The sequence below is a fragment of the Sinomicrobium halophytocola genome (assembly GCF_052983395.1).
This window is the reverse complement of the sequence record NZ_JBRKIT010000024.1, coordinates 15,758-28,123: the sequence shown is the minus strand read 5'-3', so window position 1 is coordinate 28,123 and position 12,366 is coordinate 15,758. Positions and strand designations below refer to the sequence as shown.

At 39.3% G+C, this 12,366-nt stretch carries 10 protein-coding genes and 1 pseudogene; 3 read left to right on the top strand and 8 right to left on the bottom strand.

Going from position 1 to position 12,366, the window contains the following annotated elements:
• Window positions 1–128: 128 nt before the first annotated feature.
• Window positions 129–374, top strand: coding sequence for a helix-turn-helix domain-containing protein (locus tag ACVBDY_RS07980; protein ID WP_447174940.1), 246 nt, complete (start codon window positions 129–131; stop codon window positions 372–374).
• Between the two features lie 195 nt (window positions 375–569).
• Here ACVBDY_RS07980 and ACVBDY_RS07975 read toward each other — a convergent pair whose 3' ends face one another.
• The 4 genes and pseudogenes from ACVBDY_RS07975 to ACVBDY_RS07960 all read right to left on the bottom strand — a co-directional run bounded on the left by ACVBDY_RS07975 (window position 570) and on the right by ACVBDY_RS07960 (window position 4,454).
• Complete coding sequence (locus ACVBDY_RS07975) at window positions 570–2,099, bottom strand: dienelactone hydrolase family protein (protein ID WP_447174939.1); 1,530 nt, start codon at window positions 2,097–2,099, stop codon at window positions 570–572.
• A 175-nt stretch (window positions 2,100–2,274) separates the two neighbouring features.
• Entirely contained in the window at window positions 2,275–3,201 is a 927-nt protein-coding gene (locus tag ACVBDY_RS07970; protein ID WP_447174938.1) for an alpha/beta hydrolase family protein, read from the bottom strand.
• A 299-nt stretch (window positions 3,202–3,500) separates the two neighbouring features.
• Window positions 3,501–3,632, bottom strand: a pseudogene (locus ACVBDY_RS07965) (type II toxin-antitoxin system HigB family toxin); the annotation flags it as partial.
• 42 nt (window positions 3,633–3,674) lie between these two features.
• Complete coding sequence (locus ACVBDY_RS07960; protein WP_447174937.1) at window positions 3,675–4,454, bottom strand: alpha/beta hydrolase; 780 nt, start codon at window positions 4,452–4,454, stop codon at window positions 3,675–3,677.
• Between the two features lie 93 nt (window positions 4,455–4,547).
• Here ACVBDY_RS07960 and ACVBDY_RS07955 point away from each other — a divergent pair, with 93 nt between their 5' ends.
• Entirely contained in the window at window positions 4,548–4,904 is a 357-nt protein-coding gene (locus ACVBDY_RS07955; RefSeq protein ID WP_447174936.1) for a winged helix-turn-helix transcriptional regulator, read from the top strand.
• 673 nt (window positions 4,905–5,577) lie between these two features.
• On the opposite strand, the gene ACVBDY_RS07950 is transcribed toward ACVBDY_RS07955, so the two are convergent.
• The 3 genes from ACVBDY_RS07950 to ACVBDY_RS07940 form a co-directional block, all read right to left on the bottom strand.
• Window positions 5,578–6,486 carry a helix-turn-helix domain-containing protein gene (locus tag ACVBDY_RS07950; protein ID WP_447174935.1) on the bottom strand — a complete coding sequence of 303 codons (909 nt, stop codon included), beginning with the start codon at window positions 6,484–6,486 and terminating at the stop codon, window positions 5,578–5,580.
• 9 nt (window positions 6,487–6,495) lie between these two features.
• Complete coding sequence (locus tag ACVBDY_RS07945) at window positions 6,496–6,849, bottom strand: hypothetical protein (RefSeq protein ID WP_447174934.1); 354 nt, start codon at window positions 6,847–6,849, stop codon at window positions 6,496–6,498.
• A 173-nt stretch (window positions 6,850–7,022) separates the two neighbouring features.
• Window positions 7,023–7,949: an SDR family oxidoreductase gene (locus ACVBDY_RS07940; RefSeq protein WP_447174933.1), complete on the bottom strand. Its 927-nt coding sequence runs from the start codon at window positions 7,947–7,949 to the stop codon at window positions 7,023–7,025.
• Window positions 7,950–8,616: 667 nt separating this feature from the next.
• Between ACVBDY_RS07940 and ACVBDY_RS07935 the strand changes: the two genes are divergently transcribed.
• Window positions 8,617–10,596 carry a glycoside hydrolase family 97 protein gene (locus ACVBDY_RS07935; RefSeq protein WP_447174932.1) on the top strand — a complete coding sequence of 660 codons (1,980 nt, stop codon included), beginning with the start codon at window positions 8,617–8,619 and terminating at the stop codon, window positions 10,594–10,596.
• A 410-nt stretch (window positions 10,597–11,006) separates the two neighbouring features.
• Here the strand turns inward: ACVBDY_RS07935 and glyA are convergent, their stop codons facing one another.
• Window positions 11,007–12,281 carry a serine hydroxymethyltransferase gene (glyA, locus tag ACVBDY_RS07930; protein ID WP_447174931.1) on the bottom strand — a complete coding sequence of 425 codons (1,275 nt, stop codon included), beginning with the start codon at window positions 12,279–12,281 and terminating at the stop codon, window positions 11,007–11,009.
• Window positions 12,282–12,366: the final 85 nt, after the last annotated feature.

The following is a 12,366-nucleotide window of genomic DNA, read 5'->3' as shown; positions in this document are numbered from 1 at the left end:
TTTTACTTAAGAAGTTCGCAAATATATTAATTGTGGATCAAATATATAAAAAATATTCAATTGTAGCTTGTTTTACCTACATTTTTTGTGTTGAAATTTATGAGATTGCTTCTTATAAGAACTCATAGATGAATCGAGACCAGGTTTACATTCAAAAATTCGGGGAAAATGTTTTCAAACGAAGAAATGAGCTAAAGCTAAGTTATAGGCAGTTAGCGCAGAAATGTGATGTAGATTTCAGCGCTATTTCAAAAATTGAAAAGGGCCAGAAAAGTTTGGAATTCCGGACCATTATTGAACTTGCAAAAGGTTTGGAAATCCATCCCCAAGCATTATTTGATTTTAGTTTTCCAATGAAAGAAGCAGAAAAATAATTTCTCCTTGTGGCTTTTTGGGAGTTGGGTTCCTTAAAATTTACTTTTTTTGGAAAACGAAAAAAACCCGTTGCGTATGGAGGCTACTTTCTTTTATACTTATGTACTGAAAATAAACATGATATGATGTTTATATATAGGTTGGCTGCAATTCTACAAAAGCATCCCGGATTCAAGAACCTTTAGCGATTGGCTTTACTCCCTTAATTGTTTTAACCTATCCACAGCATTTTGATTTTGGGAATTTAACTCCAATGATTTTTCATAGTTTTCAATCGCCTTGACTTTACTGCCAACAAATAGATATCCCTCTGCTAAGCTATCGTAAAGATTTGCAGAATTAGGATACAGTTTTGTTGCCAATAAAAATACATTTATTCCTTGATCTGAAGTATCCGGGTTGAAAACAAGTTGTAGTCCAAGGTAATTTAAATGGCCTTCCGGAATTTTAAACGAAGGATGTATTTTCGCTATGGAGTCATAGCGTTGTAATAAGTTTTCATAGTTTCGGTCTGATGCCAGGTCATTAAAATCCCGGAATGTGTACTCTTCTTTTTCCGGTTGTTTAATTTTCAGAGTTACCAGGCTATTTGTAACCCCGTTATCACGCGGATTGTTTTCGATGAACTTTAATGCGTTTTTATCCTTATTTAATGCGGCATCCAAAAAATTCAATGTGTACATCGCAACCCATTTGTAGGATTCCATTATTTCAGCATCGCTTTTGTCTTGTCTTTTATCCCTATTTTCAAAGAGAACGCCCAAAGTACTGAAATAGCTATGTGTAAGGTTGTGAAACTTTAACCGATATGCCTTACTCTTCGATAAACTGTCGAATAACTGAAATTTTGTGTTAAGTTCGGCATTAATATTATCTTCTTTCAAGACTATTCCGGGAATGTCTTTCTGTGCCATATGCATGTAGGGCACATCTATTTTTTGAGCAGCGAAAAACGGTGATTGTTTTAGTAGCGCATATTGGTATCTTTCTGTGCCGTCAAGGCTGACAATAGCCTTTACATTGTCATTGCGATTTTGCACGATGATATTTGATAAACCGCCAAAGCTAAAACCCATTATTGCAATTTTGTCATAATCCGCAATTGGAAATTTACTTACTTCTTTCATCAAAAACGCTACATCCCTGCCCTGGGTTTCCATTTCCTTTGCATTGTTATTGCCGAACCAACGGGTTTCGGTTCCCCGACTAGGGCTTGATATAACAATATATCCATGACTTGCCAAATATTCACAAAGCGCAAAGTTCTCGATGGATGATGCCTGGTAACTTGGAGCATAGACAATTACCGGGAATTTTCCTTTTCCGAATGCTGCTTTGGCGTATGCTGTCGTTTGTTCTATAAGGTGTTTTTGATTTGCAGGGGTGTTGGGATAATTGAACCAGTTTAATATTTGTTCATTGGGCAAATGCTCCCATTCCTCTTCTTCTTTCAGGATTTCAAGGTAATCTAAAACCGCCAACGGCTCTCCGTTGACCACATTTTGTTCAGAAGGATACCATATACTTACGGGAATTGGTCTTGCTACCTTTTTATTGGTGTAGTCAAAGATCCGGCTGTAAGTTCTTGTACTGTCAGCAGTGGTGTAATGTTGAAATCCTACTTTGTATTTTCCGTTGTTCAGGTCAATTTCATTTAATGAGGTTTGTCCGAACACCAGGCTTACCTGAAAGATTATTAATATTGCCAGTATTTGTCGTTTCATAATTTGGTTTTGTGTTAAATATAAAAATGTAAACCTTTCTTTAATTGTTACAGATGTCTTTTTAGCTTATCACTAACGTGTTGCAACTATGAAAAGTAACATACAAGTAAACACAAACCTTGCCGAATGGCCCTATTATTGGTTTGAAAAATACAAAAACTTCGGGTTAAGCCTGTTATTTTTTAATAGCCACGTTGGGTGTAGTTTTTAACTTTTCATTAAACCAATCGATAACCAATTCGTTCAATTCGGTTTTTTTATCTGAAAAGAAATGGTCTGTTTTAATTTTTTTTAATTCAAAGTCGTAATTTATTTCTTTTAAGCTCGTTGCGATTTCATCTGCCTGTTTTGGGTTTACTCTTTTGTCATTAGTTCCACACAATATTAGCAGACTGCTGTTCTTGTCTAATTCGTCAGCCCAATAAATTACAGAACGTTTTTTCAATTCAGAATTTTTGTTTTTCCAATAGTCCGGAACGCATTCAGCTATTACTTTTGTTTCCATTTCCGGTCGGTCTGCAATTGTTCCAAAAAGGTCTGTTGGTCCATTCCCAATGATCGCGGTTTTAATTTTGTCCGATTTTTGAAGCGCTAAATAAGTCATCATTCCACCTCTTGACCAACCGAACATTCCAATACAATTCGGGTCAGCTTTTTCAATTTCTCTCACACTCTCCGTTAAGTTTAAAACATCATTAATTTCCGCACCTCCAAATTCATCTTTTTGGCGGTAGTTACTACCAATTACCACATAACCTTGTTCTGCTAATTTTGAAGTATATATAATCATTGTAGCGACTGTCAATTGGGCAAAATCCCTGTTTCCACCGCGATTAAAAATCACAACCGGATATTTTCCGTCTTTTTTAGGCTCAACTAAAAGTCCGTTTACTTTTAAACTATCGCTTTGGTAGGTGATGAAATAGAAATCCAACTTTTTTAAGTGGTTGAAATCGGATGTCAGAGAATCATTTTCAGATATTTTATTCCAAATCGGGGTTTGTGAAAGATTAACCAATCTTTTCGATAGAATTTTACCGTTTTGAGTAAATACAAAATTTGATGAAAAGACCAATAATAGGATTGGCAAATATTTGTTCATTTATTTGTTTTCAAATTACCGCCAAGGTGTTTGTATAACTTTCAGTTGGTGTTGGTTTGAAACTAAGATAGCTAAAATTTCCGAATCTTACATTTGCATGGTTGTTCCCACGGCATACAAAGACGCAATTGAAGTTATATGGTGTTAGCCACAGTGTTTTATCAATAATCTTCGATTAAAATTGATAATATTTTGAGTTCATCGCCTTCTGGCATTCCCAATTTCGCACCAAAAATTTCCTCAAATCTGTTAGGTGCATTGATAATTCTTTTCGTTTTTTATCGTTTTAATTTTCATATCTAAATTTCGTTAGCGTCTATTATATCAAATTTCGCGTGAGTTCCAATAAACCTTATCTCCCATATTTGATAGTAAAAATTAAATTTTATTATTAAACAATAATTATTTCCATTAATGCCAAAAACAATCCTATTATCTGCAAATTGGAATCACTGTCCATTAATACTTATATTCTATTCAGTCAACTCCATAAGCATTAAGGACAGTTCATTTGGCATGGTAATCATTGCGTCATGTCCTGTATTTAATGTCAAATAGTTCCACGCTGGGTCATTCTTAAGTTTGTCACTTCTATCTTTTAAAACCGAAAGTTGAGGGTTGGTACATGCGATATAAATCATGGGGACACCATTGCCGAAATTATGCTTTAGTTTTAAAGGTTGTCCAAAAGTCATATAGGGTTGAGGGGTTAATCGTTTATTAACCCATACTATCTGAGTAGTATCAGAAATGCCGAAATATGTGGATGATATAGGTTGGAAATGTACCTTTTTCTTAAAAATCTTTCTCTTTTTAAGTTGCTCTGATTCAGGTTCTGAAGTTATTGGGCTCTCTCCATCATGTACAAGCATTGCGTCGAGATAAATCAATTTGTTCAATCGTTCCGGAATACTATCTGCTACACCGGTAATTACAGAACCCGCATAACTATGCCCAACTAAAATCACATTTTCTAAATCTTCCATTAGTATTAAATTAATAATATCCAGAATATGCGTTTTAAGGCTTATACTATCATTCAGATTATGTTTATGTTCTCCCATACCACTTAAGCTCGGGGTATATGTAGCATAATCTTTGTCGACGAGGTTTTTCTTAACATTTTTCCAGCACCACCCGCCGTGCCACGCTCCATGTACTAAAACAAATGTGGGTTTATCGTTTTTTAATTGTGCAAACAAAGTTTGCATACTAAAAATCAGAATTAAAATTAAAAATGTTTTATTTTTCATGATATTAATTTTTGACAAAACTATTTATAATTAATACAGAGGTCAATATCTCACCCGAAAGTGAGTTAGACAGGTATAGAAATAAGAAATACTATGGCAAGTGAAATAAAAGTTCAGTCAACCAATTATGAAAATTTACGCATTCTAGCTGACTATTGTAATATTAATGGAATTCTAAAAAGAATAGGGCTACGCTGGAAAATGCAACTTTTGTATTGCATTTCTGAAGATGTTTATCAATTTAGTAAATTAAAGAAAATTTTCCCTACGATCTCTGATCAAGTGCTGGCTAAGCGAGTTACTGAGTTGCTTAAGGAAGAATTGATTTATAAGAGTGAAATACCTAATACTGTCCCTCAACAACTAAAATATTCTGTCACCGATAAAGGTGAGGAATTAATCAAAATAATACTCGATTTGCATAAATGGGGTGAAAAATGGGAGAAATAAGGTACTGTTTTTTATATTGTGGCTGACGGTTACGGCATGATCAGTTGGGGTTTTTGATACCCCAAACTATTCAGTTTAGCATTGACCTTTGATGTATGTTTTGTCTTTTCGTTTTATCACTTATACTCCTATTGCTTATAGCCGATGTGCCTGTTGCACAAGTTAGCAAAAAATTGATATAGTGTTGATACAAGTCCCAGTGTATCGACAAGAGTCCTGAAAAAATTAGCATCACTGCCTACCGCAAAGAGTACGAACGCAATATAACACGAGTGAACAGCTCACTGGGGCGTTATATGAAAGCCAAACGGCAAAGTGGTTTTTGGTGCCGTTACCCAATTTATGGACCTTGAAAAGTAAACACCATAGGCAGGCATAAGGCAGACCGACAAAGGCATGCGTCAGCCATAGTATATAACCTGAAAAAGTACCTGAGATTCATTCAAAAACAGGTAAAAATGGAGCGGAGATAGTATGTCGCTATTTTACATTAAAAACCGGCCTCTTTGCGCTCAAAAAATGGTTTTCAACCCCTGTAAAAAGCGCTCTTTATCCAGTTGGCTAAAAAAACAAAACCGCCTTAAAAAGTGGTTATGAAAGTTCCATGCTTTAAAATTTATGAGCTTGTGCAACGATTATCATTGTTTTGCTCTGGCTTTTTTCTCTTTTGTGTTCAATTAAATGATTGTCTAAACTCTAAAGGTGATTGTTTGGTCTTTGTCTTAAATAATTTACTAAATGATTGTAGGTGTTCAAAGCCTAATTCGTAGGCAATTTCACTTACTGATAAGTCCGTTGTAGATAGTTTTTCTTTGGCTTTTTCTATCAATTTGTTGTGTATGTGTTGCTGTGTGCTTTGTCCTGTCAATGTTTTAAGCAAACTACGCAAGTAAGTTGGCGATACGTTTAAGTTGTCTGAAATGTATTGAACTGTCGGCAAGCCTTTGGTTACCAAATCATCGCTGTTAAAATAATCAGAAAGTAATTTTTCCAATCGGTCAAGGATTTGATGATTGGTTATTTTTCGGGTAATGAATTGTCGTTGATAGAAGCGTTCTGCATAGTTCAGCAATGTTTCAAGATGCGAAATGATAATATCCTGACTGAACTTGTCAATATTTGCGTGGTATTCGTTTTTGATATTTTCTGCAATGCCGTTGATGAGCGATTCTTCCTTATCAGAAAGAAATAGTGCTTCGTTTACGGAATAATCAAAGAACTTGTATTTCTTTATTTTGTTTGCCAGCGATGTTCCCCATAAAAAATCGGGGTGCATAAATAGCATCCAACCTTCAAGGTTTGGTGGCACTCCGCCTGCTTCACCGTGTAAAATCTGTCCGGGCGACAGAAAAGCCATTAAGCCTTCGTCAAAATCATATTTTTGTTGGCCGTAAAGCAGATTGTTACAGCCTCTTTTCAGCGAAATGACATACAAATCAAACAGTACGGTATTTATATTAGAATTATTTTTCATTCCCGCCACATCAATGATGCCAATTAGTGGATGATGTGGCTTTGGAAGCCCCATTAAACGGTGTATTTCTGTTATGGATTGTATTCTGTATGGTTTTGTATTTGTCATTCTACAAAGTTAATTTTTAAACGGATATTTTAACCAAATCAATAGCAGCGGTAAAGCAAGAAAAGGGATTTCTATCAATGCCATCTTATAATTTCCTGCGTTGAGCGCCAAAGCTATAATAATAACAATGCTTATTGCATTAAGTATATTGCCTGGTAAAAAAGTTTTTGGAAATAAAATCAAAGCTCCGATAGAAATTATTGCAATGCCCATTGCAGGAAGATACAATTCTTTGATACCTAATTCTGTCATCAATCTTACAGATTCGGGATTTTTACTGACATTAAGGGCTCCCCAACCATTTCTGAAACTTAGAAAGGCTGAAAGTATAAGTAATACCAATGAAATCAGATGCTTTGCCATATTAATTGAAAATGTATGTTTGTAATAGATAATCACCTATCAAACCAATTGGTAGTTTATCATTAATTTTTATTTGCCTATTCATTTTGTTTTATCTTTTTAGAATTCAAATATTGAAATCGCCAATTTTAAGATGTGCTTATACTTTGGATAAGAGCCTGAAAAAGTACAGACTAAAATTCAACTTTTGCTAACTTTTGCGATATCTCCCATAATTTTAAAGAAACATTTATATCCTCTGCCCGGGCAGGTATTTTTGCGATAGAAGGAAATCCCCGGGTTTCATTCATTTTATTTGGCCCATAATAGAAACCTCCTTTAGCCTCCGGAGAAGTGGCTGCATATAATGTCGGCAATGCTCCTTGTGCAGATGGTTGGAACAAAAACGGAAGAAAAGTTCTCGCCATTCCTGCTGCACTCCATCGCCCAGCACCATTAATAAGTAGATTTGTTCGGGAAACACCCGGATGGGCAGCCATACTCTTTATGCCCCAACCGTGCTTTTCACTTTGTCGCTGAAGTTCTAAAGCAAACATCAGATTTGCAAGTTTTGCTTGGCCGTATGCTTTCATCGGAGAATACGAAGATTCTGACTGAAGGTCATCAAAATTGATTTCACCTTCACGATTCGCTACACTTGAAACGGTAACAACACGAGCATCAATTGATTTACGCAATAAGGGAAGTAGACGGGCGGTCAATGCAAAGTGACCAATATGGTTTGTACCAAACTGTAACTCAAAGCCATCAGCAGTTTCGAGTCGTTTTGGCGGTGTCATTACGCCCGCGTTATTTATGAGAAGATTGATGGCTTGCCCTTTCGAGGTCATTCTCAAAGCAAAAGCTTTGATTGAAGATAGATCTGCAAGGTCTATTTTTTCAAAACTCACTTTGGCTTTCGGGTTAATCTGATGTATCTTAGTCATAGACTCGGCTCCCTTTTGAGCGTTACGCCCCATTATTATCACATTCCATCCTGCTGATGATAACGCTAGCGCATCTTCATACCCAACACCTTCTGTACTACCGGTAATTACAGCTAAACCCCCGTTTTTTTGAGGAATATTAGATGTTGTCCAATTTTTCATTTCGTTTTGCATTTTATTGACTTTTGTTGATGCAAAGTTGCGACGGTTGCAAAAAACAGATTTAGCCTAAACGACTTTTGGTTTAGTCAAAAGTGATTTATCAATGAATACAGTCAAATTGTTTGGGCGGTAGGTGGGCTTTGATCAAATTCTTCCCGTATGGTGATTTTTTCTGTGTTGCCCAGTCAGGTATCTGCCTATCGATCGGGGTCGTCCTGTGCTTGTGTATGACTCATAAATATAAGTAATTCTAACCTATTCCTTATTCTCTCAAAACTTATATTTACCCCAATACACCTTTAAAATACAAACAAACGAAAGTCGAAATATCATCTTTCAGCCTGGTGAACACCCCATTAAAAAATGAGCATAAATAGCATTTTGCCACAACCGGGCCTATAGGGAATACCCCTTGTAATTTCATTTCAGAGTCTTTTAGAAACACAAAATGTTCACGAACTCCTGTAAAAAACAATGAGACTATACTGGGAGTAATTGTATTTTTACCTGGGGGTTCACAGGCAGAATTATTATCTTTCAAATGGATTTTCCGTTGTGAAAACATTCAAGGCGGGGCAACTTGCCTTTTTTATTTCCGTTTACTCTCCCGTATCCGGACCTTTTATTTTGCACTATTTCAAAAAAATAAATGTATATTGTACATATAAATTATATTCACATGTATTATCCGATCAAAACACTACTTTTCCGAAGTTTTGCACTCCTGATGCTTGCCTTAATACCGGCTTGCTCCGGGGAAAAAGAAACTTCCGCCTTTTTTACGGCTCCCTCCGAACATATACGGGTTGAGTTCGGACTTTCGGAAAACCGGGCCCCTTTTTACCTGGTAACCTACCGGGATTCCGTAGTTCTGGATACTTCCCGTCTCGGTGTAGTCCGGGAAGACGGGGATTTTTACAGCGGTCTCTCCCTGCTTTCCGTAACCGACGAAGGACAGGTGGAGGATCATTATCAATTGTTATACGGTAAGGAAAAAGATATATCCTACAAAGCGCATCGCTATGTTGCACACCTGGAGAATAAAGACGGGAAACCTATGGATATCGAATTCCAGTTGTCCGATGACGGGGTGGCTTTCCGGTATTATTTCCCGCATGCCTCGACTCCGCTCGACAACCAGGGTGAGGATAGTACCACTGTAATAATCCGGGAGGAAATGACTTCCTACAACTTCCCGGCAGATACACGAGCGTGGTTGCAACCTATGGCCAGGGCGAAAACCGGGTGGGAACGCTCCAATCCGTCTTATGAAGAAAATTACCTGGCGGAAGTCAGCCCGGACACCCCTTCCCCTATCGGTGAAGGCTGGGTTTATCCGGCGCTTTTCCGGAACGGGGATACCTGGGCATTGGTATCGGAAACCGCACCGGAACGCAATTTCTGCGCTACCCGGTTACGGTACCACGAGGAAGAAAAGGCTTACCAGGTAACTTTTCCGCAGGAGGAAGAAGTTTTTCCCGGCGGAGGGCTGTTACCGGAATCGCGCTTACCGTGGTATTCCCCCTGGCGCATCATCGCTATCGGCGACCTGAAGACCATAGCGGAATCTACGCTTGGCACCGACCTGGCGAAACCCGCACCGGAGGATATGGACATTTCCTTTATAAAACCCGGGGCGGCTTCCTGGAGCTGGGCGCTACTGAAAGACGAATCCATCACTTATGATATTCAAAAGGAATTTATAGATTATGCTTCGGAAATGCAATGGCCCTATTGCCTGGTAGATGTGAACTGGGACACGACCATCGGGTATGACAAAATAGCGGAGCTGGCCGGTTACGCACAACAAAAAAACGTAAAACTCATCCTGTGGTACAATTCGGCGGGAAGCTGGAACACCACACCCTATCATCCCCGGAACCAACTACTGACCGCGGAAAGCCGGCAGGAGGAATTCCGAAAACTCCGGGACATGGGAATTGCCGGGATCAAGGTGGATTTTTTTGGCGGTGACGGACAATCCATGATCGCCTATTACCACGACATTTTTAAGGATGCCGCCGAATACCGGCTGATGGTCAATTGTCACGGTACCACCCTTCCCAGGGGCTGGCAACGGACGTATCCGCACCTGGTTACAATGGAATCGGTAAAAGGCTTTGAATTTATCACCTTCGACCAGGCCAATGCCGACCAGGCCCCGGAACATTGTGCGATACTGCCTTTTACCCGCAATGTCTTCGACCCGATGGACTTTACTCCCATGTCGCTGACGGAAATCCCGAATATAGACCGGAAAACCACCAAAGGCTTTGAACTGGCGCTTCCCGTACTTTTCCTTTCCGGTGTGCAGCATATAGCAGAAACCGCAGAGGGCATGTCGCAGGTGCCGGATTATGTAAAAGAATATCTCAAAGCCCTGCCGACGGATTGGGAAACGTCCCGGTTTATTGACGGTTACCCCGGGAAATACGCGGTATTTGCCAGGAAAAAAGGGAAACACTGGTACGTATGCGGCATCAACGGGGAAGATTCGGAAAAAGAACTCGATCTCGATCTCTCTTTTATAAATGCTGATGTCGGGTATATGATAACGGATGATAAAGAGGCGCAAAGCTTTACCAAAAGCGACCTTTTCCCCGATGAAAAAATTTCGGTAATCATGCAGCCTTACGGCGGATTTGTGATGAAGTTCTGATACGTTAAAATATACTTTTATCCACTTCCGGACTGTTGAAGAACATTCGGATAAAATGTAGAAATCGGGTAGTTTTTTAGTTCGGATTCGTTTCTATGGAATTCTTATATTTTCTATTAGAAGTGATACACTCTTTAATAAACTTGTTTTAATAGTTAAAGAGTTTAGAAACACGGGGAAACAAAATTTAAACAGTTTCTTAACTTTTTACACGTTTACTTTTTAGCTGTCTTTACACCAGTATTCCCCTTCCCGTACCTTGCGATATATCGAATTTCAGCTTCTGTGTATCCTCCATAACTCAGAACTAAAAAACCCAAAAATCATTAAATTTATCCCGGGTATTCCCTAATAAAAAAAGAAGCCCCGAAAGGCTTCTTTAATTTTATGTCCCGGTACGGGAATTCTGCTTACCACTGGAATAGCGGTCTTGTCTTCATCAGGCTATTGACTTTTTCCCTTACCTCATCAATAACGGCATCATCGGCGTGGTTCATAATAACCTCATCAATGAGTTCCACTACGGTCTCCACATCAGCTTCTTTTAAACCCCTTGTGGTAATAGCGGAGGCACCGATACGGATTCCGGAAGTAACGAAAGGTGATTTATCGTCAAACGGCACCATGTTCTTGTTCACGGTGATATCCGCTTTAACCAGGGCTTCTTCGGCTTCTTTACCCGAAATATCCTTGTTTCTGAGATCTATAAGCATCATATGGTTATCCGTACCGCCACTGATCACTTTATAACCTTTTTCTACAAACAGTTTGGCCATGGTCTGCGCATTTTTCCTTACCTGGAGTGCATAATGCAGGAATTCATCGGTAAGTGCCTCTCCGTAAGCAATTGCTTTGGCAGCGATAATATGCTCCAGCGGACCACCCTGGTTACCCGGGAATACGGCACTGTCCAGCAACGAAGACATCATGCGCGGTTTTCCGTTTTTAAGGGTTATGCCGAAAGGATTTTCAAAATCTTTCCCCATCATTATCATACCACCTCTGGGACCGCGCAGGGTTTTATGGGTAGTAGTAGTTACAATGTGGCAATGCGGAATCGGGTCGTTGAGTATGCCTTTGGCGATCAGCCCGGCAGGATGCGAAATATCGGCAAACAATATGGCGCCAATACTATCGGCTATTTCCCGGAAACGTTTGAAGTCTATATCCCTGGAATATGCGGAAGCTCCGGCAATAATAAGCTTGGGCTGCTCTTTTTTAGCTATTTCTTCAATTTTATCGTAATTGAGCGTACCGGTCTCTTCATCCACTCCGTAGAAAACAGGATTATAGAGTTTACCGGAAAAATTCACAGGCGAACCGTGTGTAAGGTGTCCCCCGTGGGACAGGTCAAAACCGAGGATCTTATCGCCCGGGTTCAGGCAGGCGTGATATACCGCCGTATTGGCCTGGGATCCGCTATGCGGCTGTACGTTGACCCATTCGGCACCAAACAGGGCTTTGGCTCTTTCAATAGCTATATTCTCCACTTCATCCACTACTTCACACCCTCCGTAATAGCGTTTTCCGGGATACCCTTCGGCGTATTTATTGGTCAGTACCGAACCGGCCGCTTCCATGACCTGCCCGCTTACGAAATTCTCCGATGCTATCAGTTCCAGTCCGTGTAACTGGCGTTCCTTTTCGGCTTCAATCAGTTCAAAAATCTGTTCGTCTCGTTGCATTATTTTTAAGTTCAAAGTTCAATAATCAGTGTCCGGTTGTCCGTCGTTTTCAAGAACATGAGGAGTATTCGAAACAACTTTCTCA

Coding starts and splice junctions, on each gene's coding strand:
- ACVBDY_RS07980 (WP_447174940.1), top strand. CDS start 129: ATGAATCGAGACCAGGTTTACATTCAAAAATTCGGGGAAAATGTTTTC.
- ACVBDY_RS07975 (WP_447174939.1), bottom strand. CDS start 2,099: ATGAAACGACAAATACTGGCAATATTAATAATCTTTCAGGTAAGCCTG.
- ACVBDY_RS07970 (WP_447174938.1), bottom strand. CDS start 3,201: ATGAACAAATATTTGCCAATCCTATTATTGGTCTTTTCATCAAATTTT.
- ACVBDY_RS07960 (WP_447174937.1), bottom strand. CDS start 4,454: ATGAAAAATAAAACATTTTTAATTTTAATTCTGATTTTTAGTATGCAA.
- ACVBDY_RS07955 (WP_447174936.1), top strand. CDS start 4,548: ATGGCAAGTGAAATAAAAGTTCAGTCAACCAATTATGAAAATTTACGC.
- ACVBDY_RS07950 (WP_447174935.1), bottom strand. CDS start 6,486: ATGACAAATACAAAACCATACAGAATACAATCCATAACAGAAATACAC.
- ACVBDY_RS07945 (WP_447174934.1), bottom strand. CDS start 6,849: ATGGCAAAGCATCTGATTTCATTGGTATTACTTATACTTTCAGCCTTT.
- ACVBDY_RS07940 (WP_447174933.1), bottom strand. CDS start 7,949: ATGCAAAACGAAATGAAAAATTGGACAACATCTAATATTCCTCAAAAA.
- ACVBDY_RS07935 (WP_447174932.1), top strand. CDS start 8,617: ATGTATTATCCGATCAAAACACTACTTTTCCGAAGTTTTGCACTCCTG.
- glyA (WP_447174931.1), bottom strand. CDS start 12,281: ATGCAACGAGACGAACAGATTTTTGAACTGATTGAAGCCGAAAAGGAA.